Origin of the sequence: Actinomadura sediminis (genome assembly GCF_042675525.1) — a bacterium.
Lineage (GTDB): Bacteria > Actinomycetota > Actinomycetes > Streptosporangiales > Streptosporangiaceae > Spirillospora > Spirillospora sediminis.
This window is the reverse complement of record NZ_JBHTJA010000096.1, coordinates 1-26,855: the sequence shown is the minus strand read 5'-3', so window position 1 is coordinate 26,855 and position 26,855 is coordinate 1. Positions and strand designations below refer to the sequence as shown.

The 26,855-nt window shown below is 73.2% G+C and carries 27 protein-coding genes; 12 read left to right on the top strand and 15 right to left on the bottom strand.

The window, feature by feature from the left end:
* From ACFQ11_RS30370 to ACFQ11_RS30360, 3 genes are all read left to right on the top strand, one after another.
* Positions 1 to 1,459: hypothetical protein (locus tag ACFQ11_RS30370; RefSeq protein WP_378304891.1), on the top strand; the 1,459-nt coding region annotated here is incomplete at its 5' end.
* Positions 1,460 to 1,470: 11 nt separating this feature from the next.
* Complete coding sequence (locus ACFQ11_RS30365) at positions 1,471 to 2,358, top strand: glutamate ABC transporter substrate-binding protein (protein ID WP_378304889.1); 888 nt, start codon at positions 1,471 to 1,473, stop codon at positions 2,356 to 2,358.
* 158 nt (positions 2,359 to 2,516) lie between these two features.
* Positions 2,517 to 3,770 (top strand): hypothetical protein, encoded by a 1,254-nt coding sequence (locus ACFQ11_RS30360; protein ID WP_378304887.1) that lies wholly within the window; start codon positions 2,517 to 2,519, stop codon positions 3,768 to 3,770.
* On the opposite strand, the gene ACFQ11_RS30355 is transcribed toward ACFQ11_RS30360, so the two are convergent.
* Positions 3,745 to 4,566: a hypothetical protein gene (locus ACFQ11_RS30355; RefSeq protein WP_378304885.1), complete on the bottom strand. Its 822-nt coding sequence runs from the start codon at positions 4,564 to 4,566 to the stop codon at positions 3,745 to 3,747. The two genes, ACFQ11_RS30360 and ACFQ11_RS30355, sit on opposite strands and share 26 nt — an antisense overlap.
* A gap of 72 nt (positions 4,567 to 4,638) precedes the next feature.
* On the opposite strand from ACFQ11_RS30355, the gene ACFQ11_RS30350 reads away from it, so the two are divergent.
* The gene (locus ACFQ11_RS30350; RefSeq protein ID WP_378304883.1) at positions 4,639 to 5,157 is read left to right on the top strand and encodes a PH domain-containing protein; all 519 of its coding nucleotides are present in this window, start codon (positions 4,639 to 4,641) and stop codon (positions 5,155 to 5,157) included.
* Positions 5,158 to 5,172: 15 nt separating this feature from the next.
* Here the strand turns inward: ACFQ11_RS30350 and ACFQ11_RS30345 are convergent, their stop codons facing one another.
* From ACFQ11_RS30345 to ACFQ11_RS30325, 5 genes are read right to left on the bottom strand one after another with little or no spacing between them, the layout of a single operon-like run.
* Positions 5,173 to 6,606, bottom strand: coding sequence for an NAD(P)/FAD-dependent oxidoreductase (locus tag ACFQ11_RS30345; protein WP_378304881.1), 1,434 nt, complete (start codon positions 6,604 to 6,606; stop codon positions 5,173 to 5,175).
* Positions 6,603 to 7,421 carry an ABC transporter permease gene (locus ACFQ11_RS30340; protein WP_378304879.1) on the bottom strand — a complete coding sequence of 273 codons (819 nt, stop codon included), beginning with the start codon at positions 7,419 to 7,421 and terminating at the stop codon, positions 6,603 to 6,605. The genes ACFQ11_RS30345 and ACFQ11_RS30340 overlap by 4 nt, the downstream gene beginning before the upstream one ends.
* Complete coding sequence (locus ACFQ11_RS30335) at positions 7,418 to 8,242, bottom strand: ABC transporter permease (protein WP_378304877.1); 825 nt, start codon at positions 8,240 to 8,242, stop codon at positions 7,418 to 7,420. Before ACFQ11_RS30335 ends, ACFQ11_RS30340 begins: the two co-directional genes overlap by 4 nt.
* A 29-nt stretch (positions 8,243 to 8,271) precedes the next feature.
* Positions 8,272 to 9,429: an ABC transporter substrate-binding protein gene (locus tag ACFQ11_RS30330; RefSeq protein ID WP_378304875.1), complete on the bottom strand. Its 1,158-nt coding sequence runs from the start codon at positions 9,427 to 9,429 to the stop codon at positions 8,272 to 8,274.
* On the bottom strand, positions 9,426 to 10,520 hold the full coding sequence (locus ACFQ11_RS30325; protein ID WP_378304873.1) for an ABC transporter ATP-binding protein: 1,095 nt from the start codon (positions 10,518 to 10,520) through the stop codon (positions 9,426 to 9,428). The genes ACFQ11_RS30330 and ACFQ11_RS30325 overlap by 4 nt, the downstream gene beginning before the upstream one ends.
* A gap of 114 nt (positions 10,521 to 10,634) precedes the next feature.
* On the opposite strand from ACFQ11_RS30325, the gene ACFQ11_RS30320 reads away from it, so the two are divergent.
* The 4 genes from ACFQ11_RS30320 (at position 10,635) to ACFQ11_RS30305 (ending at position 13,578) form a co-directional block, all read left to right on the top strand.
* Positions 10,635 to 10,901 carry a type II toxin -antitoxin system TacA 1-like antitoxin gene (locus ACFQ11_RS30320; protein ID WP_378304871.1) on the top strand — a complete coding sequence of 89 codons (267 nt, stop codon included), beginning with the start codon at positions 10,635 to 10,637 and terminating at the stop codon, positions 10,899 to 10,901.
* A 303-nt stretch (positions 10,902 to 11,204) separates the two neighbouring features.
* Positions 11,205 to 11,630 (top strand): HIT family protein, encoded by a 426-nt coding sequence (locus ACFQ11_RS30315; RefSeq protein ID WP_378304868.1) that lies wholly within the window; start codon positions 11,205 to 11,207, stop codon positions 11,628 to 11,630.
* Positions 11,631 to 12,178: 548 nt separating this feature from the next.
* Entirely contained in the window at positions 12,179 to 12,892 is a 714-nt protein-coding gene (locus ACFQ11_RS30310) for an ABC transporter ATP-binding protein (RefSeq protein ID WP_378304866.1), read from the top strand.
* Positions 12,889 to 13,578 carry a hypothetical protein gene (locus ACFQ11_RS30305; RefSeq protein ID WP_378304864.1) on the top strand — a complete coding sequence of 230 codons (690 nt, stop codon included), beginning with the start codon at positions 12,889 to 12,891 and terminating at the stop codon, positions 13,576 to 13,578. The genes ACFQ11_RS30310 and ACFQ11_RS30305 overlap by 4 nt, the downstream gene beginning before the upstream one ends.
* 624 nt (positions 13,579 to 14,202) lie before the next feature.
* On the opposite strand, the gene ACFQ11_RS30300 is transcribed toward ACFQ11_RS30305, so the two are convergent.
* The 8 genes from ACFQ11_RS30300 to rpsB form a co-directional block, all read right to left on the bottom strand.
* The gene (locus tag ACFQ11_RS30300; RefSeq protein WP_378304861.1) at positions 14,203 to 15,030 is read right to left on the bottom strand and encodes a YwqG family protein; all 828 of its coding nucleotides are present in this window, start codon (positions 15,028 to 15,030) and stop codon (positions 14,203 to 14,205) included.
* A gap of 65 nt (positions 15,031 to 15,095) precedes the next feature.
* Positions 15,096 to 15,608: a DivIVA domain-containing protein gene (locus ACFQ11_RS30295; protein WP_378304859.1), complete on the bottom strand. Its 513-nt coding sequence runs from the start codon at positions 15,606 to 15,608 to the stop codon at positions 15,096 to 15,098.
* A 55-nt stretch (positions 15,609 to 15,663) separates the two neighbouring features.
* Entirely contained in the window at positions 15,664 to 16,830 is a 1,167-nt protein-coding gene (rlmN, locus tag ACFQ11_RS30290; RefSeq protein ID WP_378304857.1) for a dual-specificity RNA methyltransferase RlmN, read from the bottom strand.
* Positions 16,831 to 17,015: 185 nt separating this feature from the next.
* Positions 17,016 to 17,882, bottom strand: a complete 867-nt coding sequence (locus tag ACFQ11_RS30285; protein WP_378304855.1) for a phosphatidate cytidylyltransferase — start codon at positions 17,880 to 17,882, stop codon at positions 17,016 to 17,018.
* On the bottom strand, positions 17,882 to 18,439 hold the full coding sequence (gene frr / locus ACFQ11_RS30280) for a ribosome recycling factor (RefSeq protein ID WP_378304853.1): 558 nt from the start codon (positions 18,437 to 18,439) through the stop codon (positions 17,882 to 17,884). Before frr ends, ACFQ11_RS30285 begins: the two co-directional genes overlap by 1 nt.
* Positions 18,440 to 18,546: 107 nt before the next feature.
* Positions 18,547 to 19,326, bottom strand: a complete 780-nt coding sequence (gene pyrH, locus ACFQ11_RS30275; protein ID WP_378304850.1) for a UMP kinase — start codon at positions 19,324 to 19,326, stop codon at positions 18,547 to 18,549.
* Between the two features lie 58 nt (positions 19,327 to 19,384).
* A complete protein-coding gene (tsf, locus tag ACFQ11_RS30270) occupies positions 19,385 to 20,221 on the bottom strand; it encodes a translation elongation factor Ts (RefSeq protein ID WP_378304848.1) in 837 nt (278 codons plus the stop codon).
* 81 nt (positions 20,222 to 20,302) lie between these two features.
* Positions 20,303 to 21,226 (bottom strand): 30S ribosomal protein S2, encoded by a 924-nt coding sequence (gene rpsB, locus ACFQ11_RS30265; protein ID WP_378304846.1) that lies wholly within the window; start codon positions 21,224 to 21,226, stop codon positions 20,303 to 20,305.
* A 391-nt stretch (positions 21,227 to 21,617) separates the two neighbouring features.
* Here rpsB and ACFQ11_RS30260 point away from each other — a divergent pair, with 391 nt between their 5' ends.
* Positions 21,618 to 22,331: a murein hydrolase activator EnvC family protein gene (locus ACFQ11_RS30260; RefSeq protein ID WP_378304844.1), complete on the top strand. Its 714-nt coding sequence runs from the start codon at positions 21,618 to 21,620 to the stop codon at positions 22,329 to 22,331.
* A gap of 33 nt (positions 22,332 to 22,364) precedes the next feature.
* On the opposite strand, the gene ACFQ11_RS30255 is transcribed toward ACFQ11_RS30260, so the two are convergent.
* Positions 22,365 to 23,339 (bottom strand): tyrosine recombinase XerC, encoded by a 975-nt coding sequence (locus ACFQ11_RS30255; protein WP_378304842.1) that lies wholly within the window; start codon positions 23,337 to 23,339, stop codon positions 22,365 to 22,367.
* Between the two features lie 156 nt (positions 23,340 to 23,495).
* Here ACFQ11_RS30255 and ACFQ11_RS30250 point away from each other — a divergent pair, with 156 nt between their 5' ends.
* The 3 genes from ACFQ11_RS30250 to dprA are packed head-to-tail and all read left to right on the top strand — an operon-like array spanning position 23,496 to position 26,587.
* The gene (locus tag ACFQ11_RS30250; RefSeq protein ID WP_378304840.1) at positions 23,496 to 23,849 is read left to right on the top strand and encodes a YraN family protein; all 354 of its coding nucleotides are present in this window, start codon (positions 23,496 to 23,498) and stop codon (positions 23,847 to 23,849) included.
* The gene (locus tag ACFQ11_RS30245; protein WP_378304838.1) at positions 23,850 to 25,397 is read left to right on the top strand and encodes a YifB family Mg chelatase-like AAA ATPase; all 1,548 of its coding nucleotides are present in this window, start codon (positions 23,850 to 23,852) and stop codon (positions 25,395 to 25,397) included.
* Positions 25,394 to 26,587 (top strand): DNA-processing protein DprA, encoded by a 1,194-nt coding sequence (gene dprA / locus ACFQ11_RS30240; protein ID WP_378304836.1) that lies wholly within the window; start codon positions 25,394 to 25,396, stop codon positions 26,585 to 26,587. Before ACFQ11_RS30245 ends, dprA begins: the two co-directional genes overlap by 4 nt.
* Positions 26,588 to 26,855: the final 268 nt, after the last annotated feature.

Genomic DNA, 26,855 nt, shown 5'->3' with positions numbered 1-26,855 from the left:
CGCGGAACCGCCCGCGCGGCCGCCGTCGGGGCGCCGCCTGCTGGCGCTGCCCGCCCCCGCGCGCACCGGGCCGCGCCGGATCCTGCCGCGCACCGCCGCGTCCCGCGTCCGCGCCCTGTCGGCGCTGGTCGTCGTCGTGCTGCTGGCGCTGCTCGCGGTCACCGCGGCGACGATCGCGCAGGCCCGCGAGGGGATGCGGGTGATCGGGCACGACGCGGGCCCGCAGGTCGTCGCGACCGGCGACCTGTACTCGCAGCTCACCGACATGGACGCGCAACTGGCGAACGCCCTGCTGGCGGGCGACTCCGAACCCGCGGTGCGGGCCGAGGCGCTGGAGCTGTACGACATGAACCGGCTGCGGGCCGGGGAGGCGCTGATCGAGGCGGCCAAGCTCGCCGACGACCCCACCGAGGAGGACACCGCCCGCGCGCTGCTGGACGCTCTCGCCCGCTACGAGCGGCTCGCCGGGGAGGCGCTGCTGCTGGAGCGGCGGACGCAGCACCGGGCCGGGCCGCCGCCGGAAGAGGTCCTCGAGGTCTACCGCGAGGCGACCGACCTGATGAAGCTGGACCTGCTGCCGAAGGCGTACAACCTCACGCTCGACAACGGCGCGCTCGTCCGCGACACCTACGAGGAGCAGCGGTCGGCGGTGCTGACCGGGCTCGCCTGGGTGATCGCGGTGGGCGCCCTGCTGCTGGCGGCGCTGATCGCCCTCCAGGTGTTCCTCGCCGTGCGGTTCCGGCGGCTGCTGAACGTGGGGGCGGCGCTGGCGACGGCCGGTGCGCTCGCCCTCGTCACGGCGAGCGGCCTCATGCTGTGGGGACAGGCGGAGAGCCTGCGCAAAGCCAAGGAACAGGGGTTCGACTCGATCCTGGCCCTGTCGCGCACGCGCGCCATCAGCAACAACGCCGCCGCCGACCAGACGCGGTACCTGCTCGACCCGGGACGGACCGACACGTACGAGCAGGTCTATCTGAGCAAGTCGCAGACGGTCCTCTACGTGAACGCCGGGAACCTCGCCGAGTACAACGCGGCCGTGAAGAACGTGACGTACGAACCGGGCCGCAGCGACTTCCTCGGGTTCCTCGGCACCGAGGCCGACCGGCCGGTCCGGGACGCGGCGACGCGGACGCGCGTCGCCGGCATCTTCGGGACCGTGATCCGGGAGTACCAGGTGTTCCAGCAGCGGGACCACGAGATGCGCCGGCTCGTCGAGAGCGACCGCCGCGCCGACGCCGTCCGCACGCGCGGCGCGCTGACCGAGCAGTTCCGGCGGTACGACGGAGCTCTGCGGGAGCTCGAGGAGATCCGCCGGGCCGCGTTCGAGGAGGCCGTCCTGGACGGCGACTCCGGCACGCGCGGCTGGTACGGCGGGCTGCCGGTCGCGGGCGCCGTCATCGTCGTGTTCCTGCTCGCCGGGATCTGGCCCCGCCTGTCGGAGTACCGGTGGTCGAAGTGAGAGGACGGACGATGCGGCGCTTCGCGAACGCGGGCGGGACGGGGCGGGCGCGGCGCGCGGGGGCCGCGCTGCTCGGCGCGGCGGCGCTGCTCACCGCCGCCGCCTGCGGTGTCGGCGGCGACGGCGACGACGCATCGGTCGCCGCGGCGGAGAAACTGGTCATCGGGGTCAACCGGGACCAGCCGGGCGTCGGCCTGCGGATCGCCGACGGCGACTCCTACGACGCGTTCGAGGGCTTCGACGTCCGCGTCGCGAAGGAGATCGCCCGCAACCTCGGCGTCAACGCCGCGAACGTGACGTTCCGGGAGGTGACGTCCGACAACCGCGAGGAGCTCCTGGAGGACCGCGTGATCGACCTGGTGGTCGCCAGCTACTCGATCACGCCCGAGCGGAAGCTGAAGGCGACGTTCGCGGGGCCCTACTACGTCGCGCACCAGGACGTCATGGTCCGCGAGGCCGACGCCGCCCGGATCCGGAGCATCCACGACCTGGGGGGCGAGCGGGTGTGCCGGGTCGCCGGGTCGACGTCGTTCCCGCGCATCCATGAGGAGCAGGGCGTCCGCGCGGTCCCGGTCGACGCGGGCGGCTACGGCGAGTGCCTGGAGCTGCTCGCGCAGGGACGGCTCGACGCGGTGTCGACCGACGACCTGATCCTCGCGGGGCTGGCGCGGGAGGCGGCCGCCGACGGCCGCTCCATGCGGATCGTGAACGCCCCCATCTCGGACGAACGCTACGGCGTCGCCCTCCGCCGGGGCGACGTGGCCGGCTGCGAGGCCGTCAACGAGGCGATCACGAGGATGTACCAGGACGACACGATCCCGATCCAGTTGGAGCGCTGGTTCGGCCCGACCGAGCTGAACCTGTCGAAGACCGTCCCGCAGTTCGAGGGCTGCGAGTGATCGGCGGGGACGGGATTCCGCAGGCGTTTCAAGACGGATGAGTCCGTCAGGTCAGTGAGATCAGTCGGTTACGTAAGTTCCGGTCGGCCCACATGATCGTAAGTTATGGTCGCGATCAATATTCGGTCCGGTAATCGCCGCCCCGCTCGAGGAGTGCCATGACGACGGTCGTCCTGATCGTGATGTGCGTCGTGGTCGGGGCCCTGGAACTCTACGCGGGCAAGCAGAGCCGGGATCAGGCGCGCGCGTTCACCCGCCGCGTCGACGAGCTGAACGAGCAGGTGACCAAGCAGAACAACGTCCTCGTGACGGTCGGGGAGCAGCTCACCGCCGAACTGGCCCGGGTGAAACGGGACGTGCTGCCCACCCTCGACGACCGGGTCCGCCGCACCACCGGACGCGTCGAGGAACTCGCGGACGTCGTGCACCGCGCGGACGAGTTCGTCCGCACCCAGGCGGGGCGGCTGCGCGACCTGGAGCAGCAGCGCGTCACGCTCGCCGCGCTGCGCCGGAAACTGGCGGAGCTCGAGACGTCGGTGCGCGACGCCGCCGGGTCCGGCGGCGCCGACGCCGCCGGGGACGTGCGCGAGCAGGTCGGCACCGCCCTCGAACGGCTCGCCGACCTCGAACGCGGCGGCGCCGAGATCCTGGAGCTGCAGCGCACCCTCACCCGGACGCTCGAGGACGTCGAGGACGTCGTCGCCGAGCTGCTGCAGTTCACCGAGGGGGCCCTCGACGACGCCGTCACGGCCGCGCTGACCGGCGGCCCGCCCCGGGCCCTGCCCGCCGGCCCCGGCGGCGCACCGGGCCGCGACGCGCGGGACGCGGCCGTCACCGCGACCGGGCGGCTGTGGACCCGCGACGACCAGCTCGAGGACATCCTCACCGACGTCTACGAGCGGTGCGTGCGCGCGAACCGGCTGAGCGTCCGGTTCCGCACGGCCGAGGGCGCGGACGGTCTCGAGCCGGGCTCGCCCGAGCGCCGCCGGTACTTCCTCGGCGGGCAGCTCCCCGACGACCTCGCCGGCGCCTTCAGCGCGCTGCTCATCTCCACCGGCGCCGACCTGCCGCACGGCGGGCTCGCCGGGAACGGCGGCGGGCGGCGCGGCCTCGCCCGGGTCGAGCCCGGCATGCCGGCCGGCGTCGAACCGGCGCGGCCGCCCGAGGACGAGGCGGCGCTGAAGGCGCTGCTGCGCACCCTCGCCGAATGCTCCGGGGGCGTCGCGCAGATCGGCCCGCTGATGGCCGTCCGCACCCGCGACGAGCTGGTGTGCGCCGTCCTGACGGCCGGGCAGTCGCTGGAACTGGAGAGCGACGAGGTCTTCTGGGACCCCGCCGCGGCGGCCGTCCGGCTCCGCCGGCTGCCGTCCCACCAGCTATGGGACCTCACCGCGTGGGCCGCGACCCCCTAGGAGGCGCGTGCGCCGCGACGCCGTAGGCCCGGACCGTCCGCTCCGCCGGGTCCCCGATCCGCACGTACAGGGGGCAGCGGACGTCCCGCGTCACCGGGTCGACCTCCGCGCACAGCCCGACGCCCGCCGCCCGGTCGAGGAACACGACGTTCTCGACGGCGCGCGCCCCGCGCACCGCGTACGGGACCGAGTCGGCGTCCCCCGTGTCGAACAGCTCCTCGAAGGTGAGCCGCCGCGCGAACCGCAGCAGGACGGCCGCGTCCACGACGCGGCTCCCGACGGCCGCCGACGGCCCCGCGACCACGATGCCGAAGCTCGGGTTCTCCCGCCCCCGCACGTAGATCTCCCGGTCGGGTTCCAGGCCGCGGCGCCGTCCGGGCACCTGGAGCCCGAACCCGGCCTCGCCGTCCAGGAACGCGGGCGGGCCGAACCCGTCCCCGGCCCGGCCCGGGACGCGCGCCGCCCCGGCGGGACGCTCCCAGCCCGGCAGGTACACGCCGAGGCCGCGCAGCAGCAGCCGCCAGATGGGCCGCGCCGTGACGTCGGGCGTGAAGTCGACGTCCGGGGCGAAGTCCACGCGGGTCTCGGCGGCCGGATCGGGCGCCGGGTCGAGGCCGGGGCGCGCACCGGCCGCCGTCCCGCCCGGCGCGCCTCCGCCCGCGCCCGCGCCCGTCCCGCCGGGTGCGCCTCCGTTCGTCCAGCCGCCCATGCCGCCGCCCGCACCGCCGCCCATGCCGTCCATCATCAGCCGCCGTCCCGCCGCGCACAACCGGTCGCGGACGTCCGCCGTCCGCACCGCGCGGCCCCTGCACCGGCGGCGAACGGTCGGCTACCGTTGAAGCATCCGGATCATGACGAGGACACCGCCGTGAATCTGCAGGAAATGATGGTCCACCGCGACAACTCGACGCGGACCGTCGACCGCTACCTGATGGCCCACGAAGGGCGCGTCATCGCGGTGCGCCGCCATCCGGCGGTGCTGCTGCCGCCCGTCCTCGCCTTCGTCGCGGGGCTCATCGTCTGCGGCGCCGCCGCCACCGCCACCGGCGTGTTCTGGCTCTGGTGGCTGTGGCTGGTGCCCATCGGCTACCTGCTGTGGAAGGTCGTCGCCTGGTCGATGGAGTTCTTCCTCGTCACCGAGCACCGCGTCATGGTGATCAACGGGGTGCTCAACCGGACGGTCGCGATGATGCCGCTCGCGAAGGTCACCGACATCAACCTGGAGCGCTCGGTCATCGGCCAGATGCTCGGCTACGGCGAGTTCGTGATGGAGTCGGCGGGACAGAAGCAGGCGCTGCGCAACGTCGGCTTCATGCCGTACCCGGAGCAGCTCTACCTGGAGGTGTCGTCGGTCATCTTCGGCACCATCGACGAGTCCCCCGACTGACCCGGCGGCGTCCGTTCAGGTGCCGAACCCGGCGCCGATGCGGTCGAGCGCCCGCAGCCACGGCCCGCGTCGCCCGCCCTCCCGGTCGGCCCGCGCCATCGCCCGCCGCGTCAGCCCGATCGCCCCGTACCGCAGGGGCTCGGGCGGGAACGGGACGGGCTTGTCCCGGACCATCGCCAGGCGCGTGCGCTCGGTCTCCTCGCCGGGCCGGAGCCCGACGCCCAGGAGGTCGAGCATGACGTCCGCGCCGAACCGGGTCGCGCCGACGCCCAGCCCCGTGTACCCCGCCGCGTACGCGACCCGGGCGTCGTGGGCGGTGCCGAAGAACGCGCAGAACCGGGTGCAGGTGTCGACCACCCCACCCCACGCGTGCGCGAACCGGACGCCGTCCAACTGCGGGAACGTGGCGAAGAAGTTCCGCGCGAGGGCCGCGAACGCGGCGGGGCGGCGCTCCAGGCGGGCACCGATCCGGCCGCCGAAGTGGTACACCGCGTCGTAGCCGCCCCACACGATCCGGTCGTCCGCCGTCAGCCGGTAGTAGTGGTAGCGGTTGCCGCTGTCGCCCACCCCCTGCCGGCGCCGCCACCCGACCGCGTCCCGCTGCGCCCGCGACAGCGGCTCGGTGACCAGCGCGTACTCGTACACGGGGACGACGAGGCCGCGCATCCGCCGCAGCAGCGGCGGGAACGCGCCCGTCGCGAGCGCCGCCCGGTGCGCCCCGACCGTCCCGTGGCGGAGGTCCAGCCGCAGCCGACCGCCGTCCGGGCGCAGCCCCGTCACACGGGCGTCCTCGAAGATCCGCACGCCCAGCGAGCGGCACGCGTCCGCCAGCCCCCACGCCAGCTTCGCCGGGTGCACCAGCGCGACCGCGTGCCGGTCCCACAGCCCGGCGAGGTACGTCGGCGAGTCCACCTCGGCGCGGACGCCGTCGCGGCCGAGCAGGATCGGCTCCCAGCCGAGCTCGAAGGCGTGCTCCGCCTCCTCCTCCAGCAGCGGGACCTGCCATTCCTCCGTCGCGACCGTCAGCTCCCCGGTCGGCTCCCATTCCGCGTCGATGCCGTACCGCCCGAGCGTCACCGCGATGGCCCGCAGGTTCTCCCAGCCGAGCCGCTCCAGCGTCTCCATGTCGTCCGGCCACCGCCCGACGCCGTTGAGGAGGCCGTGCGTGAGGCTCGCCGAGCAGAACCCGCCGTTGCGGCCGGACGCCGCCGCACCGATCCGGCCCGCCTCCAGCACGACGACGTCCAGGGACGGGTCGCGTTCCTTCGCGCGCAGCGCCGTCCACAGCCCGCCGTAGCCGCCGCCGACGACCGCCAGGTCGCACGTCCGGCGGCCGGTCGGCGCCGGTTCCGGACCGGGCCGCGCGGCCCCCGCCGTCCAGAACGGGACCGGCTCCGCGTCCGCCAGCGCCCTTCGCACGTCCGCGTGCACGCCCGCCCGTCCCCTCATGTTTCGCCTCGCTTCCCCCCGGCGGGCTCGCCGGTGCGGCGGAACGTGCGCCGGGCCGAGCCGATCGCGATGAGCGCCCCGGCGGCGAAGATCAGCGTTCCCATCACGTTGACCTGCGGCGGCGTCCCCGTCCGCGTCGACCCGTACACCCACAGCGGGAACGTCACCGTCGCGCCGCCGGTGAAGCTCGTGACCACGAAGTCGTCGACGGACAGGACGAACGCCAGCAGCGCGCCCGCCGCCACCCCCGGCCGGATCATCGGCAGCGTGACCAGCCGGAACCGCGTCCACGGCCCGGCGCCCAGGTCGCGCGCCGCCTCCCCCACCGCCGGGTCGAGCCCCACCGCGCGGGCGCGGACCGTCACGGTCACGAACGCGAGCGAGAACATCACGTGCCCCGCCAGGATCGTCAGCGGTCCGCGCGGCACCCCGAACGTGACGAACATCGACAGCAGCGACGCGCCCATCACCAGCTCCGGGCAGGCGATCGCCGTGAACAGCAGCAGGTCGGCCGCCCGCCGCCCCCGGAACCGGCGCCGGGCGAGGGCCAGCCCCGCGCAGGTCCCGGCGACCGTCGTCACGACCGTGCTCGCCAACGCGATCGCCAGCGAGGCGGCCAGCGCCCGGGTGAGGTCGCTCCGGTCGAACAGGTGCGCGTACCAGCGGAGCGTGAACCCCTCCCAGCGGACGTTCTGCCTGCCCTGGAGGTCGTTGAACCCGAAGAGGATCATGACCGCGATCGGCAGCGCCAGCCACCCGATCAGCAGCAGCGTGCAGACGTGCAGCACGTCGACGCGGCGCCCGGCGGCCCTCACCGCGCGGCCTCCAGGACGCCGCGCGTCCCCAGCGTGCGCGCGTACACGAAGATCGCGACGAGCAGGATCGCCGTCAGCGTGAACGACAGCGCCGACGCCACCGGATACGCGCCGGTCTCGAAGTACTCGGCCCGGATCACGTTGCCGATCATGGTGTCGCCCGGCCCGCCCAGCACCTCGGCGTTCACGAAGTCGGCCGACGCGGGGACGAACGTCATGATCGCCCCCGCGAACACGCCGGGCAGCGACAGCGGCAGCACCACCCGTCCGAACGCCTGCACCCGCCCCGCGTACAGGTCGCGCGCGGCCTCGACCGTCCGGGGATCGATCCGCGCCAGCGCCGCGTAGATAGGCAGGACCATGAACGGCAGGAAGGTGTAGGCGAGTCCCGCCACGACCGCGAAGCCCGTGTCGAGCACGTGGAAGCCCGCCGGGAGCAGCCCGTGGTCGCGCAGCGGCCCGAGGAGCGGGCCGTTGTCGGACAGCACGTGCCTCCACGCCACCGTCCGCAGCACGAACGAGACGAAGTACGGCGACAGGATCAGCAGCAGGTACGTCACCCGCCGGCGGCCCGCCCGGAAGGCGATCCAGTACGCCGCCGGGTAGCCGAGCACGATGCACGCCGCCGTCGCCAGGAATCCGTACCAGAGCGAACGGGCGAACGTTCCGCCGTACAGGGACAGCCCGTCGGTGTAGTTCTGCCAGTGCAGCGTCTGCCGGAAACCGTCGACCAGATTCCCCGTCTGCAAGGACAGCGACACCATGAAGGACAGCGGGACCACGAAGAAGGCCAGCAGCCACAGTCCCGCGGGCAGGACCATCAGATAAGGCGCGAAGCGGCCGCGGCCCATCAAGCGCCCCTCACGACGGCCTGGAACGTCTTCTGGTAGACGGCGGCCTCCTCCTGGGAGAGCCGCCGGTAGTGCCGCAGCCGCGCCATGTCGTCACCGGAAGGGAACACCAGCGGGCTCTCGCTCAACCTGGTGAGGTCCTCCTTCCGCTCCCCGGTCGCCGCCGCGGCGTGCCCGGCCACGATGCCCCGGACCTCCGGCACCGGCGTGATGTAGTTGACGAACTCCGTGAGCGGCGCGTTGTTCTCGGGCACGTACAGCCAGTCCATGAGGGCGAGCGCGTCGACCGGGTTCTCGGCGGTCACGGGCACGCACAGGTTGTCCGTCCAGATCGTCCCGCCCTCCTCGGGGACGACGAACCGCACGTCCGGGCTCGTCAGGCTGTAGACGTCCCCGGACCACGCCATGGTCAGCCACACGTCGCCCTTGCTGACCGCGTCCACATAGTTCTGCTCGTAGTACTTGCGGACGATCCCCGAATCCCGCTGCTCCCGCAGTTTCCCGGCCGCCCGCTCCCAGTCCGCCCGCGTCGACTTCTCCGGGTCGATCCCCAGGTGGAACATCCCGAAGTTGCCCAGCTCCTGCGAGTCGCTCATCATCCCGACGCGGCCCTTGTAGCGGGCGTCGAACAACTGCGCGATGCTCGTGACCTCCTCGTCGACGTACCTGGTGTTGTACGCGATCCCCGTGATGCCCGCCTGGTACGGCACCGTGAACTCGTTGCCCGGATCGTAGGAGGGGTCCTTGAACCCCGGTCCCGCGTGCGCCGCGAAGTTCGTGAGCCGGCCGTGGTCGAGCGGGGCCAGATAGCCCAGGCGGCGGCACCGCTCCAGGTGGATCCCGTTCGTCATCACCATCAGGTCGAACCCGATCGACTGCCCCGCCGCCAGCGGCGCCTGGATCTTGCCGAACCACGGGCCCATCTCCTGGATGACCTCGCGATAGGTCACCTCGACGCCCGAATCCGCCTCGAACGCCTCGATCGTCGCCCGATCGTCCTGCATGTAGCCCGGCCAGTTCGCCCAGCGGAGCCGCCCGTTCCGCGACTTCCCCGACCAGAACTCGCCCCCGTCCACCGGCTCCCCGCGGCCCTCGACGCCGCACCCGGCCAGCACCAGTCCCGCCCCCGCCAGCCGCAGGACGTCCCGGCGCCTCACCGCGCACCGCCCGTCGCCCCGGCACCGATCACGTACGAGTGCCGCGGCTCCCACGACAGCCACACCTCGTCGCCCCGATCCGCCACGAGGTCCGCCGTACCGTCGTTCTGCACCAGCACCGACACGTCCGCCCCCGCGGACGTCCGAACGCCGTACCTCGTCGAAGCCCCCTGGTACACGACGTCCGCGACCGTCCCGCGGACCCTGCACGCCCGCGCCGGGGGCTCGTCCGCCGTGAGCCGCACCTTCTCCGGGCGCACCGTCACCTCGAGCCGCGCCCCGACCGGAGCGCCCGGCACCTCGATCCGCCCGTCCGCCCCGTGCCCGATCACCGCCACGCCGCCGGACGCCTCGACGACCTCGCCGTCCAGCACGTTCGACGTCCCGATGAACCCGGCCGCGAACCGGGTCGCGGGCCGCTCGTACACGTCCCGCGGCGTCCCGACCTGCTCTACGCGCCCCTCGTTCATGACCGCCATCCGGTCCGACATCGTCAACGCCTCCCCCTGGTCGTGGGTCACGTACACGAACGTCACGCCCACGTCCCGCTGCAGCCGCTTCAACTCGTCCTGCATCGCCTGCCGCAACCGCAGGTCGAGCGCCCCCAGCGGCTCATCCAGCAGCAGCGCCCGCGGCCGGTTCACCAGCGCCCGCGCCAGCGCCACCCGCTGCTGCTGCCCGCCGGACAGCTCCACGGGCCGCCGCCGCTCCCGCCCCGCCAGGTCGACCATCTCGAGCATCTCCCCCACCCGCGCGCGGACCTCCGCCCTCCCCGCGCCGCGCCGCCGCAGCCCGAACGCCACGTTGTCGAACACGCTCATGTGCGGGAACAGCGCGTACGACTGGAACACCATGTTGACGTCGCGCCGCTCCGCCGGGATCCCGTTGACGCCGCGCCCGTCCAGCCGGACCTCGCCCGCCGACGGCTCCTCGAGCCCGGCGACCATCCGCAGCACCGTCGTCTTCCCACACCCCGACGGGCCGAGCAGCGAGAAGAACTCCCCCGGCGCGACGGCCAGGTCCACGCCCCGCACCGCCGCCGTCCGCCCGTAGGTCTTCTCCACCCCGGCGAGCTCGATGGCCGGAACCACGATCAACCTCCTTCGGACGAACAATGCGCTTCGGGCGATTCTCGTCCCTAATGGGGATGTCCGGACAACGCCCCCGGGCGTACGTTGAGGTGCCGAAGAGGAAGGAGGCCGTCCATGCAGCCGTCGGTTCACCACGACCTTCCCGGCGCCCACGACGACCACATCCACCTCCACACGTCCGCGGAAGAGCATCTCGCCATCCGCAAGGCCGCGGCCCTCATCGGCTGGACGGTCCCGCAGTACGTCCTCTCGGCCGCGCTCGACCGCGCCGAACGGGACCTGTACGAGCACGCGGCGCTCCACGACGTCCACGATCTTCCCGACGATCCGGACGTCCCGTCACCCGAGCCGTACATGGCCATAGCCGAAGCCCTCGGCTGAGCCGTCCGTCCGGTCCCGCCCACCGAGGCACCGGTCCCCGGCCCCGCACGATCCCACCCACGCGCACCCCGGCACGCCCGACCACGCACTAACCCGCCACCCCCACAAGCCCCCAACCAACGTCGCCAGTCGCACCCCACCGATGGCCAGCCACCCCCGAACCGCGCGGCCTGCGGCGGCCCTACGTCGCCCTCACCCGCGCGGTCGGGACGCCCCGCCTCCTGCACACCGAGCCGCTGCTCGATCCGCTGAACGCGGGGTGAGCGGTGCCCGCGCATCCGCCCGTCCGGCAGAATGCCGCTCATGGCTGACTCCGGCGGCACCTGCGTCTTCTGCGAGATCGTGAAGGGAGAACGGCCCGCGCACATCGTCCTCGACACCCCGGACGCGATGGCGTTCCTCGACGCGCGGCCGCTGTTCAAGGGCCACACCCTGCTGGTCCCGCGCACGCACCACGAGACCCTGACCGACGTCCCGCCCGGCGAGCTCGGCCCCTTCTTCGCCCACGCGCAACGGCTCGCCGCCGCGATGGAGTCGGCCCTCGACGCCGCCGGCTCCTTCGTGGCCATGAACAACCGGATCAGCCAGAGCGTCCCCCACCTGCACGTCCATGTCGTCCCCCGCAACCGCAAGGACGGCCTCCGCGGATTCTTCTGGCCCCGCCACAAGTACGACTCCGACGCCGAAGCCGCCGACTACGCATCCCGCTTGGCCACCGCCCTCACCTGACCCGACCGCCCTCCGCCCAGACGCAGACCGCCCAGGGGCCGCGCCGAGACGACCGCGGACGCGTACCCGACGGACCAGGGCGGTGGCCGTGCCGCCGATAGCCCCACACAGCGGCGCCCGCACCACGGCCCAGCAGCACCACAGCCGGGCGCCACACCACGGCCCGGCGCCACACCACGGCCCAGCACAGCACCACGGCCCAGCACAGCACCACAGCCCGGCGCCACACCACGGCCCAGCACAGCAACACGGCCGGGCGCTGCGTCACGGCACGCCGCAGCACCATAGCCCGCCACCACATCACGGCACGGCACGGCACCACGGCCCGGCCCGGCCCGGCGCAGCTCCACAGCCCGCCACCACACCAAGACCCGGCGCAGCACCACAGCCCGGCGCAGCACCACAGCCCGGCGCAGCACCGCCGTCATCGAGCCTCAGGCGGTACCGGCGCACCCCGCCCGGCATGGTCTTCGGCGGGGAGCGCGCGGACGGGCAGGGTTCTGGGCGACGCCGGGTCTGGCGGTCTCCTGCTTCGCTACAGTGCATGCGTGCTCTTCGAGGATGTGGCCTTCCGCTACCGAAGGCGGGGCCCGTGGATCCTTCAGGACGTCGACCTCGCTTTGGAGCCCGGGCGCATCATGGAGGTCACGGGACGCAACGGCGCGGGAAAATCCACTTTCCTCCGGCTGGTCGCCGGTCTGCGGCGGCCAGGGAGGGGCGCCGTCCGTGGGCGGCCTAGCCGGGTCGGGTACGCGCCCGAACGGTTTCCGGTGGACCAGCCGTTCACGGTCCGTTCCTATCTGGCGCACATGGCCTCCATCAGGGGTTGCCGGGCCGACTCGGTCGGCGTGTGGGCGGATCGGCTCGGGTTCGATCGGCTGCTCGACGTGCGGTTGCCGGAACTGTCCAAGGGCAGCGCCCAAAAGGTCGGGATCGCCCAGGCTCTTCTGGACGGCCCCGAACTCCTCGTCCTGGACGAGCCGTTCGCCGGGCTGGACTCCGCCACACGCGACACGCTCCCCGATGTGATCCGCGACCTCGCCGCCGAAGGCACCACCGTCGTGGTCAGCGACCATCAACGGTGCATCGAGCCGCTCCCCGACGTCGGGCGGCTGCGCGTAGCCGACGGCACGGTCACCGCCGTGGACACGGCCGCCCCGGCATCCGTGGTCCTTGAGGTCGTGGTCGCCGAGAAGGAGATCGACACCGTGGAGGCCAAGCTCCGCGCGGAGGGCTACCGGGTGCGGAGGCCCACGCGGTGATCGCGATCGTCCGCTTCCAGGCGGCGGCCTATGTCCGGTCGCTGCGCGTGCTGCACCCGCTGATCGTCGTCATCCTCGTGGTGGCCCTCGTCCTGGCGCAGAGGCCGGGCGGACCCGACGCGGCCGCGCTCGCGGTGGGCACGTTCGGTGACGTGGCGGCGATCATGTTCCCGGTATGGGCATGGGCGGCGCGCGCCCTGCTGGACACGCAGCCGGACGAGCAACGCGCCCTGACGGCGTCCGCGGCGAGGCGCCGCTGGGCGCCCGTCTGGGCGGGGCTGTTCGCCGCCTACGGGGTGAACCTCTGCCTCGGGGTCCTCGCACTCGCGGCTCCTCTCCTTCATGCCGTGTCGTTGGGATCGCCGGGGACCGCGGTGGGGATGGGCCTGGCCCTCAACGCGCTCGTGGCGGCCACGGGCACACTGCTCGGCGCGTGGACCAGCCGGGCCGTCCTCCCTTCGCCCGGGGTCTCGTTGCTGACGCTGCTCGGCGGTGCGACCGCGCTGGTCCTCCTCGGGCTCGGACCGCTCTCCGCCGTCTCGGTCCCGATGATCGACTGGCTGCGGGCGGCCCACGACGGCCCGGGCACGTTCGTCGAGGATTTCCCCGGCATCGCCCTGCACCTGGTGGTCTGGACGGGGCTGGTCGGCGCCGCCTATCTCGCCACCGACCGTTTCCGCTCCTGACCCGGGCGGGCCCGCCGCGCGCGTCCCCGGCCGCGCAGGCGCCCCGCCCGATGGTCGTCACGATCGGCAGGGACGCCGATGGCGAACGACACCCCGGCGGCCAAGAAGGCCGCGTCCCCATCCGCCGCGTAAATGGCCGTCCCCGCCGACCTGAGCCGCCTGCCCGGAGATCTTGTCGACCGGCGCGGCGGCCGGATCGGAACCGTGCCCGCGCGTCGCCGCCGGTTCCAGCCGGGCACACGGTGGCGGCGCCCGCCCGACAGACCCAGCAGCGGCACGCCCCCGAACCACTGCACCGGAGTGCTCCCCGCTGTGCTCCTGGCGCCGCGCCCCCGACACCGCACTCCCAGCCGTGCTCCCGACACCGCGCCCCCGGCCGTGCTCCCGGCACCACGCCCCCGGCCGCACTCCCAGCCGCACTCCCGGCCGTGCTCCCGACACCGCGCCCCCGGCCGCACTCCCGGCACCGCACTCCCAGCCGTGCTCCCGGCCGCACTCCCGGCCGTGCTCATCAGGCGCCGCGCAGTGTTCGGTGCGGCGGGCGGCTGCCCGTCCGGGAGGGATGTGACCGGGTTCGGGCGTGTGTCGGGCCGTTGCCGGGAAGGGCCGGCGGGCCCGCGGCGGTCAGGCGGCTTGGACGGTCAGCCATGCGTCCTCCAATGGATCATCGCGGCGGCCGCAGAAGTAGACGCGGCCGGGGTCGCCCCAGTACCAGCCGAGGCGCGGGTCGGAGTCGAGCTGCAGCAGGAGCCGCCACTCCTCGGCGGCCCGCGCCTCCTCCGGGGAGAGCATCGGAGTGTTCAGGGAGTCGAGGGCGCGCCCCGTGGAGGCGAACAGGCAGTCGGGTTCGACCGGGCGCTGCACCAGGTCCGGCCAGCCGCCGAGCTGGTGCGCCGGAAGCCCGCCGGGGCGGATGTGGCGGGACCACACGGCGTGGAGTTGCTCGTAGACGGCGAGCAGGCCCGGGTACCGCGGCTCCAGGCGGCGGACGGCCGGCTCCCGCGGAGACGGCAGGGACAGGAAAGGCGCGGCGTGCAGGCGGGTCCGGGGGAAGGCCACCGCGCCGGGCGGCGGGGAGGCGCGTTCGACGGCTCGGGTGAACACGCGCCAGCCGTCGCGCTGGGCGGACTCGTCGCCCCAGGGCCGCGGAACCTCGCTGGCGTAGTAGAAGGCGGCGGTCCCCGCGGCGGGGACCCCGGGGATCTCACCGGGCGCCGGGAGGCGGGCGAAGTCGATGGCGCCGAGGAAGTCCAGGGGGCGCCCGCGCCACTCCGGCCAGGGCTCGCCCGGCGGGAGGAGCGGCGTGCCGCCGAAGTGCACCGGGGTTCCGCCCTCCGCGGCGAGCCGGAGGGCCGGGCGGGTCAGGGGGAGCACGGCGGCGAGCGTCTCGGGACTGACGAAGCGCTCGAACAGGTGACGCAGCCGCCTCCGCTGCGCAGTGAGATTGTCCATGCACACAGCGTTGCGCGCCTCGGGACCGGCTCACCACCCCGCCGCAGAACTGTGGATAACTTTCGTCAGCGGCGTTCCAGGGCGTCGCCGAGCCGGGCGAGAAAGGCGTCGACCTCCCGGACGTCGTAGCCGGGTCCGAAGCGGATCACGCGGAAGACGCACGCGCGCACGTCGGCGGGAGTGACCGGCGGCGCCGTGCCGCGCAGGCCGGCGATGACGCGGTCCAAGAACGCGTCGACGTCCCGGACGTCGTAGCCCGTCCGCATGCGAGCGGTGGGGAACCGCGCGTCCTCGATCCAGGACACCAGCCAGTCCGGGTGGACGCGGGGACGGCCCGCCCGGTCGTTGATCGGCCCGGCGGCCTGCAGCTCACGGATGCACTCGCAGACGAGCTCGTCCACCGCGCGGGGGTCGTAGCCGCGCATGACGATGTCGAAGCGGCGGGCGCGGACGTCGTCGGCGGTCAGCGGCGGGCCCCCGTTCAGCGCCCGGCCGATCTCCTCGAGCAGGCCGTCCACCTGCGCCCGGTCGTAGCCCCGGAGGACGACCGGCGGCCGTGTTCCCCTCTTCCCCCGCACCCGTGCTCCTCCGCGCATCCCCGCGCCCCCGGGTGCGGGAGCACACCGCGGGCGCTCAGTCCCTGGTCGAGGCGGCCAGCTGCCCGCAGGCCCCGTCGATCTCCCTGCCCCGAGTGTCGCGCACCGTCACCGGGACCCCGTGGTGCTCCAGCCGCCGGACGAACTCGCGCTCGTCCTCGGGCCGGGACGCGGTCCATTTGGAGCCCGGCGTCGGGTTCAACGGGATCAGATTGACGTGCGCGAGGTGTCCGCGCAAGAGCCTGCCGAGAAGATCCGCCCGCCACGCCTGGTCGTTGACGTCCTTGATGAGGGCGTACTCGATCGAGACGCGGCGGCCGCTGCGGTCCGCGTACGCCCACGCGGCGTCCAGCACCTCGGCGACCTTCCAGCGGTTGTTGACCGGGACGAGGTCGTCGCGCAGCTCGTCGTCGGGCGCGTGCAGCGACACGGCGAGCCGCACCGACATGTCCTCGGCGGCCAGCTTCTCGATGGCGGGGACGAGCCCGACGGTCGAGACCGTGACCGACCGCTGCGAGATGCCCAGCCCGGCGGGCGCCGGGTCGGTGATCCGGCGGACCGCGCCGATGACGGACTTGTAGTTCGCCAGCGGCTCGCCCATGCCCATGAAAACGATGTTGGAGACGCGTCCCGGCCCGCCGGGGACACGCCCGCGGGACAGTGCGCGCGCGCCGGCGGCGACCTGCTCGACGATCTCGGCGGTGGACAGGTTCCGGGTGAGCCCGGCCTGCCCCGTGGCGCAGAACGGGCAGTTCATGCCGCATCCCGCCTGGGACGACACGCACATGGTGGCCCTGTCCGGGTAACGCATCAGCACGGACTCGAACAGGACGCCGTCGAACGCCTTCCACACGGTCTTGAGCGTCTTGCCGCCGTCGCAGTCCATCTCGCGGACGGGGGTGAGCAGGGACGGCAGGAGCGCGGACACGAGCCGGTCGCGGGCCGCGGCCGGAAGGTCGGTCATCTCCGCGGGGTCGTCGACCAGCCGCGCGAAGTAGTGCCGCGAGAGCTGGTCGGCCCGGAAGGGCTTCTCCCCCAGCTCGGCGACCGCCTCGCGGCGTTCCGCCGGGGCGAGGTCGGCGAGGTGCCGCGGCGGCTTGCCGCGCCGCGGGGCGGCGAAGACCAGTTTCGCCGGGGTCTTCTTGGGCGCGGACCCGTCCGGCTGCGCGGCGGTCCCGGTGGCGGGCTCGGTGGTGGCAGACATGGTGCTTCCAGTGTCGCAAACGCACGCGGGTGCCTCGTCCGTGCGGCCGGTCCGATCCGGCGGGACGGACGGCGCGACCGCGCATGGTCTCGGCAGGGTTTCGCGGGCCGCCAAGGTCCCGATCGTTTCCGTTGCCCGGACGGTCCGGCAGGGGCGGGGCGCGCCCGGCTACGCCGGGGCGCCGCTCACATGCTGGGGACGAACAGTTCCAGCAGCAGCCAGACCACGGGGGCGGTCGCGACGAGGGAGTCGAGGCGGTCCATCACACCGCCGTGGCCGGGCAGCAGCGACCCCATGTCCTTGATGCCGAGGTCACGCTTGACCATCGACTCGATGAGGTCGCCGACGGTCGCGGTGACCACCGCGGCGAGGCCGATGACGACGCCGTGCCAGATCTGACCGCCGTCCAGCAGCCACCACACCAGCCAGCCGCCGACGATCATGCAGGTCAGCGCAGAACCGGTGAAGCCCTCCCAGGTCTTCTTCGGGCTGATGGTCGGCGCCATCTTGTGCTTTCCGAGGAACGACCCGGCGAAATAGCCGCCGATGTCGCTGGCCACGGTCGTCGCGATGAAGATCACGATGCGGTGGTCGCCGTCGTCCGGGGCCATCAGCAGCGCGACGATCCCGCCCATGAGGACGAGCCAGCCGCTGGTGAGCGCCCCCGCGGAGACGTCCCGGACGTAACCGTCCGAGCCCTCGGTCATCCGTGTGACGAGCAGTGCCAGGACCGTCAGGGACACCGCGGCGACCACGGCGGTGGAACCCCAGATGTAGGCGACGACGGGGGTCGCCACCATCCCCGTGGCGACCGGGATGAACGGCACCCGGATGTCGCGGCTCTTGAACGCGTCGGTCAGCTCGCGCATGCCGAGGAACAGGAAGAGCACCATGACGCCAAGGAAGATCTCCTTGACGGTGTAGAGCGACACCAGGACGAGCGCGCCGAGACCGGCGCCCACGCCGATCGCCATGGGGAGGTTGCGGCCGGCCTTGCCCGCGCGCGGCTTATCCGGGGAGCCCGCGGGCTCCCCGGCGTCGTCGATTTCCATCACACTTCGAGCAGTTCGGCCTTCTTGTGCTCGAGCAACTCGTCGATCTGCGCCGTGTACCGGTGCGTGGTGTCGTCGAGTTCCTTCTCCGCACGGCGGACCTCGTCCTCGCCCGCCTCGCCGTCCTTGGCGAGCTTGTCGAGGGCGTCCTTGGCGCGCCGCCGGATGTTGCGGATGGAGATCTTGCTGTCCTCGGCCTTGCCGCCCGCGACCTTGATGAACTCCTTGCGGCGCTCCTCCGAGAGGTCGGGGAAGACGACGCGGATGACGTTGCCGTCGTTGGTGGGGTTCACGCCGAGGTCGCTCTCCCGGATGGCCTTCTCGACCGCCTGCATGGAGGACTTGTCGTAGACCTGGACGATGACCATCCGCGGTTCGGGCAGCGTGAAGGACGCGAGCTGGTTGATCGGCGTCGGGGTGCCGTAGTACTCCGCGGTGATCTTGTTGAACATCGCGGGGGTGACCCGGCCGGTGCGGATGGCCTGGAAGTCCTCCTTGGCGACCGCGACCGCCTTCTCCATCTTCTCCTCGGCTTCGAGGAGGGTCTCGTCGATCACTGTGACTCCCGTGTCATCTGGTCGGCCGTGTACCTGGTGCCGCCGCGGCCCCTCCGCGCGGGAACCGTGCGCGTGCACGGCGCCCGCGGAGCGCGGTCGGGCTGCGGTCAGCCCTGCGCCGGGCTGACCAGCGTGCCGATCTTCTCACCCCGGACGGCCCGGACGATGTTGCCCTGCCCCAACAGATCGAAGACCACGATGGGTAGAGCGTTGTCCATGCAGAGGCTGATGGCCGTGGCGTCCATGACCTTCAGTCCCCGCTGTAGAACTTCACCGTAATCCAAATGGTCGAACTTGACCGCCTCTGGATTCTTACGGGGGTCGGCGTCGTAGACGCCGTCCACCTGGGTCGCCTTGAGCACGGCCTCCGCACCGATCTCCAGCGCGCGCTGAGCCGCGGTGGTGTCGGTGGAGAAGAACGGCTGGCCGAGCCCGGCGCCGAAGATGACGACGCGGCCCTTCTCCAGGTGCCGGATGGCGCGCCGCGGAATGTACGGCTCGGCCACCTGGCTCATGGTGATGGCGGTCTGGACGCGGGTGTCGATGCCGAGCTTCTCTAGGAAGTCCTGCAGCGCCAGGCAGTTGATGACCGTCCCGATCATGCCCATGTAGTCGGCGCGACCGCGGTCCATGCCGCGCTCGGCCATGACCGCGCCGCGGAACATGTTGCCGCCGCCGCACACGACCGCGACCTCGACGCCGTCGCGCACCGCCTCGGCGATGCCCTCGGCGACGTGCTGCACGATCTGCGGGTCGATGCCGAGCGGGTCGCGTCCGGCGAACGCCTCGCCCGACAGCTTCAGCAGGACCCGTTTCCAGCCCGCGCCCGGCGCGTGCCGGGCGGACGACGGGGCCGCCGTCGCGCTAGTGGTCGTCTTGTCCGGCACGTCGGCGGCCTCCTCGTTGCGTCCGTCTTCTACCCTGGTCCCCGTTTCCAGAGTGCCCTCAGGACTCCCCGACCTTGAACCGGGCGAACCGGACGACCTTGACACCGGCCTCGTCCAGCACCTTCGCGATCGTCTTCTTGCCGTCCTTGACGAACGCCTGCTCGAGCAGGACGAAGTCGCGGAAGTAGGCGTTGACCCGGCCCTCGACGATCTTCGGGATGGCCTGCTCGGGCTTGCCCTCGTCGCGGGTGAGCTGCTCGGCGAGCGCCCGCTCCTTCTCGATCGCCTCGGCGGGGATCTGCTCGCGGTCGAGGTACTTCGGCGCCATCGCCGCGATCTGCTGGGCGACGTCCTTCGCGACCTCGGCGTTCTCGGTGTCCAGCTCGACCAGCACGCCGGTCGTCGGCGGCAGCTGCGGGTCGGACTTGTGCAGGTAGCTGGCGACGTACGCGCCCTGGAAGTGGGCGAAGCGGCGCAGCTCGAGCTTCTCGCCGATCTTGGCGCTGTTCTCCTCGATCAGGGCCTGGACGGTCGTGCCCGGCTCGATCTCGGCGGCCAGCAGCGCGGGCACGTCGGCGGCGCCGGCGGTCGCGGCGAACCGGACGAGACGGTCGGCCAGCTCGATGAACTGCGCGTTCTTCGCGACGAAGTCCGTCTCGCAGTTGAGCTCGAGCATCGCGCCGTTGCCGGAGTCGGCAAAGTACTCGGCGACGAGGCCGTTGGCCGCGGTGCGCTCGGCGCGCTTGCCGACGTCCTTGGCGCCCTTGAGGCGCAGCAGCTCGGTGGCCTTCTCGAAGTCGCCGTCCGCCTCGGTCAGGGCGTTCTTGACGGCCATCATTCCGGCGCCGGTCAGGTCGCGAAGCCGCTTGACGTCAGCGGCGGTGAAGTTCGCCATCGCTCTCTTCGCTTCTCTCGTCGTTGTCGTGGACCCGCGACGATCCCGGCGGCCCGTCACGGGGCCGCCGGGATCGCGGGATCAAGCCTGCTCGGCCTCGGCGCTCGCCTGCTCCGGCTGGGCGGGGGCCTCGGCGGCCGGGGCGCCCTCGGTGCTCTCCGCGGTCTCCGCGCCCTCGGCGGCGGGGGCCTCGGCGGCGGGAGCGGCCTCGGCGGACTGCTTCTCCAGCAGCTCGCGCTCCCACTCGGGCAGCGGCTCGGCGGCGGACGCGGCGCCCTCGGCGGGCTTCTCGTCACCGCCGGCACCGGCGCCGGCGCGGGCGATCAGGCCGTCGGCGACGGCGTCGGCGACCACACGGGTCAGCAGGCTGACGCTGCGGATCGCGTCGTCGTTGCCCGGGACCGGGTAGTCGACCTCGTCGGGGTCGCAGTTGGTGTCCAGGATCGCGACGACCGGGATGCCGAGCTTCTTGGCCTCGTTGACCGCGATGTGCTCCTTCTTGGTGTCCACGATCCAGATGGCGCTCGGAACCTTCGCCATGTCGCGGATACCGCCGAGGGTGCGCTCCAGCTTGTCCTTCTCGCGGCGCAGGCCGAGGAGCTCCTTCTTGGTCATGCCGGAGCCGGCCACGTCGTCGTAGTCGATCTCTTCCAGCTCCTTGAGCCGGGTGAGCCGCTTGTGGACGGTGGAGAAGTTCGTGAGCATGCCGCCCAGCCAGCGCTGGTTGACGAAGGGCATGCCGACCCGGGTGGCCTGCTCGGCGATGGCCTCCTGGGCCTGCTTCTTGGTGCCGACGAACAGGATGGTGCCGCCGTGCGCGACCGTGGCCTTGACGAACTCGTAGGCACGGTCGATGTAGGACAGCGACTGCTGCAGGTCGATGATGTAGATGCCGTTGCGCTCCGTGAGGATGAAGCGCTTCATCTTCGGGTTCCACCGGCGAGTCTGGTGGCCGAAGTGGACGCCGCTCTCCAGGAGCTGCCGCATGGTGACGACGGGTGCCATGGCCCGTGTTCTCCTTGTCTGGCCCGGGCGGGCCGCATTTGGTTGTCTGCCTGCGCCCGGGAGCCGTCCCACCGTCGCCGGCGGCGACGGACCGAGGGGCGGCACCCCACCAGGTCGGTGGCATGCGGACGCGTGAAATCAGCCGCCGGATCTTCCCTGGCGGCTGTGGCCCGGTCTCCCGGGCCGCGGCCCGTCCGCTCACAGGTAGCGGCTTCTCGCCCCTCCGACCGCGTGGTCGAAGGGATGACGGCCTGGCCTCGGCCGGTGTCCTTCTGGAACACCATCACAGATTATCAGGGCCCGGAGCCCTCCGGGAATCAACGGACGCGGAGGTTATCCACAGACCGCGATACCGGCCACGAGCGGCTTGCTCTCCCGGCACTCTTCCGGCATGACCTTGTTCACACTGCTCCTCACCTGCGCGATCACGGCCGGGGCGCCGAGTCCGGACGTCTGGCGGTGGCCGCTCGGCCCGCCCGCGCCGCAGGTGCTGCGCGGCTTCTCGCCGCCGGCGTCCCCCTGGGGCCCGGGGCACCGCGGTGTCGATCTCGCCGCCCGTCCGGGGCAGGCGGTCCGCGCGGCCGGGCCCGGGCGGGTGTCCTTCGCCGACCGGCTGGCGGGGCGCGGCGTCGTCGCGATCACGCACGGACGGCTGAGCACCACCTACCTGCCCGTCCGCCCGAGCGTCCCCGTCGGGCACCGCGTCGCGCCCGGCACCGTGATCGGCCGGGTCGAGGCCGGCCGCTCCCACTGCACGGCCACCTGCCTGCACTGGGGGTTGCGCGACGGAAACGTCTACCTGAACCCCGTCGATCTCCTGCGCCGCCAGGTCAGGCTGCTCCCGTACTGGTCCCCGCCCCCTGCTCCCCGCGAACGGGACGAGTCGGCCCCCGCGGAACCGCGCATGGGGCTGCGGGACGCCACGACGGCGACGGGCGGCGCGCTCACGGGTCTGGTCCTGGCGTACGCCCTGGCGTTCGCCTGGCGCCGCACCCGCCCACACCCGCGCGCACGTCTCCGGACCGGCCGCCTCCGGCCGCCGCCCCCGACACCGCCGGGCGTCATCGACCTGTCGAAGGAGCGGCGCCTGCGCCGGACTCCGTAGGACGCCGCAGGACGCCGGCCGGGGGCGGACGCGCTATTCGTCTCGGGCTCCACGGGGATGGGCCTGGCGGTGCACACGCTTGAGCCTCTCGGACGACACGTGCGTGTAGAGCTGCGTCGTCTGCAGCGAGGCGTGGCCGAGGATCTCCTGGACGCTGCGCAGATCGGCTCCGCCCTCCAGCAGGTGCGAGGCGGCGCTGTGCCGCAGCCCGTGCGGCGCCATGTCGGGCATGCCGCCGACCTCCGCGATGCGCGCGTGGACCATCCGCCGGGCGCTCGTCGGGTGCAGGCGCCGCCCGCGCGCGCCCAGGAACAGTGCGGGGCCGCTGCCCTCCTCCGCCAGGGCGGGACGCCCGGCACGGAGCCAGTCCTCGACGGCGCGGGCCGCGGGCTCGCCCATCGGCACCGTCCGCTCGCGTCCCCCCTTGCCCAGGACGCGGATCGTCCGGTGCCCCGCGTCCAGGTCGTCGATGTCCAGGCCGCAGAGTTCACCGATGCGCACGCCGGTCGCGTACAGGACCTCGAGGACCGCCAGGTCTCGCAGTCCCAGCGGGCCTTCGGCGTCCATCTCGTCCAGAAGCCGCCCCGCGTCGTCCCGGGTCAGCACGGCGGGCAGGGTCCTGCGCCGCTGAGGGGTGCCCAGAAGGAGCCCCGGGTCGCTCTCCAGGGCTCCGATCCGGTGCAGGTGCCCGGTGAACGCGCGGGCGGCCGCCGTCCGGCGTGCGAGCGTGGCACGCGACCGTCCCATCGCGTGCTGCCGGGCCAGCCAGGCCCGCAGCAGCCCGACGTCCAGGTCCGCGGGACGCGTCGCTCCGGCCTCGGCCGCGTGGGCGCAGAGGTCCCTCAGGTCTCCCAAGTACGCGCGGAGCGTGTGCGGCGAGACGTCGCGCTCCGCGCGCAGGTGGCGACCGAACTCCACGACGGCCGCCTCCAGCGCGCCGCCGCCGAGATCCCCGCCCGCCTCGGCGGCGTCGTCCTCGGCCGGGTCGTCCTCGGCTGTGTTGCTCACAGCCGCCACCGTGCGGCGTCGCCTCCGAGGAAGCAAGCACCCCACGCCGGGTTTCGTCCGTTCGGCCCGGAACGCGTCGCCGAGTTATCCACAGGGCGTCGTTCCGGTCACACGCGGCCCCGGCTTCGGGGAGCGTCGAGATCGGAGGTGAGGTCCGTGAAACAGCACATCGACCTGGGGCGCCGCGGCGAGGACGCCGCCGCCGGATACCTGGCCGGCATCGGCTGGACGATCCTCGACCGCAACTGGCGGTGCTCCGAGGGAGAGATCGACATCGTCGCCCACGACGGCCGCGTCCCGGTCGTCTGCGAGGTGAAGACACGCAGGTCGACCCGGTACGGCGACCCGCTCGAGGCGATCACCGGGCCGAAGGCCGCCCGGTTACGCCGGCTGGCCTGGCGATGGGCCGCCGCGCACGGCGTCCGCGGGACGGCCGTCCGGGTGGACGTGCTCGGCCTGGTCGCCGACGGCGACGCCTTCACCATCGATCACCTGAGGGAGGTGTGCTAGATGACGCTCGCCAAGACCCGGTCGGTCTCCCTGGTCGGCGTCGAGGGGTTCCTGGTGGACGTCGAGGCGGCCATCACCAGCGGAGTGCCCGGCCTGCACCTGGTCGGCCTGCCCGACACCGTGCTCAGCGAGGCACGGGACCGCGTCCGCGCGGCGATCTTCAACTCGGACGAGGACTGGCCCAACCGCCACGTCACGGTGTCCCTGTTCCCGGCCAGCATGCCCAAGAGAGGTTCGAACTTCGACCTGGCGATCGCCGTGGCGCTGCTCGCGGCCGCGGAGGTCGTCCCCGCACGATCGTGCGCCGGGCTGGTGATGATCGGCGAGCTGGGGCTGGACGGCCGGATCCGGGCCGTCCAGGGGGTGCTGCCCGCCGTGCTCGCCGCCTCCCAGAGCGGCTGCCGCACCGTGGTCGTCCCGCACGCCAACGCGGCGGAGGCCCGGCTGGTCCCGGACGTGGACGTGGTCTCCGCGCGCACCCTGCGCGGCCTGCTGTGCCTCCTGCGCGACGAGCCGCCCCCGGTCGAGGAGGCCGAGGAGGAACCGGCGCTCGGCGGCCGGTTCGCCGTCGGCCGGAAGGAGACCCCGTCCGATGTCGATCTCGCGGACGTCCGGGGCCAGGCCGACGCCCGCCGCGCCTTGGAGATCAGCGCCGCCGGGGGGCACCACCTCTACTTCTCGGGGCCGCCGGGCTGCGGGAAGACCATGCTGGCCGAGCGGCTGCCGACGCTGCTGCCGCCCCTGGAGCCCGAGTCGGCGCTGGAGGTCACCACCATCCACTCCGTGGCGGGCACGCTTCCGCCGGGCCAGCCGCTGATCAGCCAGCCGCCGTTCTACGCGCCGCACCACACGGCCAGCCGCGTCGCGATGGTCGGCGGCGGCTCCGGCAGGACGCTCCAGCCGGGCGCCGTGTCCCTCGCGCACCGGGGCATCCTCTTCCTCGACGAGGCGCCCGAGTTCCAGCACGGCACCCTGGACGCGCTCCGCCAGCCCCTCGAGGAGGGCCGGGTCCGGATCTGCCGGGCCGAGGGCACGGCGACGTTCCCGGCCCGTTTCACGCTCGTCCTGGCGGCCAATCCGTGCCCGTGCGCGGCGGCCAAACAGATCGACTGCACCTGCGCACCGGGCATCCGGCGCAAGTACGCGACCCGCATCTCCGGCCCCTTGCTGGACCGGATCGACCTGAAACTCGAACTGACACCGGCCAGCCGCGCCGAACTCCGGTACGACCTGGAGTTCGCCGAGACGAGCAAAGTCGTCGCCGAACGGGTCCTCGACGCCCGGGAACGCTCGCTCAAGCGGCTGTCCGACACCCCCTGGCGCTCCAACTCCGAGATCCCCGGGCCGGAGCTGCGCCGCCGCTTCGTCCCGTCCGGCGAGGCGATGCGGAGCGCGGACGACGCGCTCCAGCGCGGGACGCTCAGCGCCCGTGGCCTCGACCGGATCCTGCGGGTCGCGTGGACGATCGCCGACCTCGCGGGCCACGACGAACCCGAGGCCGACGACATCGGCGGCGCGCTCGGCCTGTGGTCGGCGGGACGCCCGTGAACGCCGGACGCGCCGCGCGCGCCGCCCTGTCGGCCGTCGCCGAACCCGGCGACGCCCTCCTCAACCGGATCATCGATCACGTCGGTGCCGAAGGAACACTGGAGGCGGTCCGTACCGGCCGTCCGCCCGACGGCCTGGACGTCACCGCGAAGGAGGCCGCGCGCCTCGAGCACTGGCGGATCCGCCTGGTCGCCGCCGCCCCCGAACAGGACCTGGCCGTGTGCGCCGAACTCGGCGGACGCCTGGTCTGCCCGGGAGACCCGGAGTGGCCCACCACCCTCGACGACCTCGGCGGCGAACGCCCCTACGCGCTATGGCTGCGCGGCCCCGCCGACCTGCGAAGAAGCTGCCTGCACTCGGTCGCGATCGTCGGCTCGCGAGCGGCGTCCTCGTACGGCCTGCACGTCGCGGCGGACTTGGCGGCGGAACTCGCCGACTCCGGCTGGACGGTCGTCTCCGGCGGTGCCCTCGGCATCGACGCGGCGGCCCATCGCGGCTCGATGGCGGCGGAGGGCCCCACCGTCGCGGTCCTGGCGAACGGCTTCGACGTCCCGTATCCAGCGTCGAACGAGGGGCTTTTCGCCGAGATGGCGCGCCGTTCGGTGCTGGTCAGCGAATCACCGCCCGGCACGCACCCGCACCGGCTCCGGTTCCTGGTCCGCAACCGGGTGATCGCCGCCCTGTCCCGCGGCTCGGTGATCGTCGAGGCCGAGGCCCGCAGCGGCGCCCTCAACACCGCCTCGTGGGCCCGCAGGCTCAACCGCGTCGTCATGGCCGTCCCGGGACAGGTCACCTCCCGCACGTCGGTCGGCGTTCACCGGCTCCTCCGCGAGGAGGGCACGATCCTGGTCACCCGCCACGAGGAGGTCATCGAAGCGGTCGGCCGCATCGGCGAGGACCTGGCCCCGGCCCCGCGTACACCGGTCCTCCCCCGCGACCGGCTGGACCCGGTGACCCGTTCCGTCCTGGAGGCGTTTCCCGCCCGCGGCCACGCGGGCCCGGCCCAACTGGCGGCGAAGGCCGGCGTGCCCATGCCGACGGTCAACGCCAAGCTCGGCCTGCTCGCCGCCGGCGGGTTCATCGAACGCGCTCCCGCCGGCTGGCGCCTGACACCGGCCGCCAAGGCCGCACCCGAACCACCCGCCCCCGACGCCGTCCCTATCCGCCCCGGCCTCCCTCCCGATGCGTGACCCATGCCTCCTCTCACCAGCACCGAAGCCACCTGCTCCTGCGAGGCACACGGTCCGACCACGCCCTGCAACGGCCCGGAGCAGCACGGTCCAGAGGAGACACGGGCTGGGGCGCGCGCCACGGAAGGCGGGAGGGCCGCGGGTGGCGGCACGGGGCACACGTACGCCGACGCGGGCCAGGCGGCACGGGAAATGCGGGGGCGCGGTCGAGGCGGCGCGGGCGGCGCGGGCGGCGCGGGCGATGCGGGCGTCGCGGGCGAGGCGGCGC

Excerpts from the sequence above, each read along its gene's own strand:
- ACFQ11_RS30345 (WP_378304881.1), bottom strand. The coding sequence starts at position 6,606 with ATGAGGGGACGGGCGGGCGTGCACGCGGACGTGCGAAGGGCGCTGGCG.
- ACFQ11_RS30260 (WP_378304844.1), top strand. The coding sequence starts at position 21,618 with ATGACCTTGTTCACACTGCTCCTCACCTGCGCGATCACGGCCGGGGCG.
- ACFQ11_RS30335 (WP_378304877.1), bottom strand. The coding sequence starts at position 8,242 with ATGGTCCTGCCCGCGGGACTGTGGCTGCTGGCCTTCTTCGTGGTCCCG.
- ACFQ11_RS30315 (WP_378304868.1), top strand. The coding sequence starts at position 11,205 with ATGGCTGACTCCGGCGGCACCTGCGTCTTCTGCGAGATCGTGAAGGGA.
- ACFQ11_RS30365 (WP_378304889.1), top strand. The coding sequence starts at position 1,471 with ATGCGGCGCTTCGCGAACGCGGGCGGGACGGGGCGGGCGCGGCGCGCG.
- rlmN (WP_378304857.1), bottom strand. The coding sequence starts at position 16,830 with ATGTCTGCCACCACCGAGCCCGCCACCGGGACCGCCGCGCAGCCGGAC.
- ACFQ11_RS30360 (WP_378304887.1), top strand. The coding sequence starts at position 2,517 with ATGACGACGGTCGTCCTGATCGTGATGTGCGTCGTGGTCGGGGCCCTG.
- rpsB (WP_378304846.1), bottom strand. The coding sequence starts at position 21,226 with ATGGCACCCGTCGTCACCATGCGGCAGCTCCTGGAGAGCGGCGTCCAC.
- ACFQ11_RS30245 (WP_378304838.1), top strand. The coding sequence starts at position 23,850 with ATGACGCTCGCCAAGACCCGGTCGGTCTCCCTGGTCGGCGTCGAGGGG.
- ACFQ11_RS30320 (WP_378304871.1), top strand. The coding sequence starts at position 10,635 with ATGCAGCCGTCGGTTCACCACGACCTTCCCGGCGCCCACGACGACCAC.
- ACFQ11_RS30300 (WP_378304861.1), bottom strand. The coding sequence starts at position 15,030 with ATGGACAATCTCACTGCGCAGCGGAGGCGGCTGCGTCACCTGTTCGAG.
- tsf (WP_378304848.1), bottom strand. The coding sequence starts at position 20,221 with ATGGCGAACTTCACCGCCGCTGACGTCAAGCGGCTTCGCGACCTGACC.
- ACFQ11_RS30285 (WP_378304855.1), bottom strand. The coding sequence starts at position 17,882 with ATGGAAATCGACGACGCCGGGGAGCCCGCGGGCTCCCCGGATAAGCCG.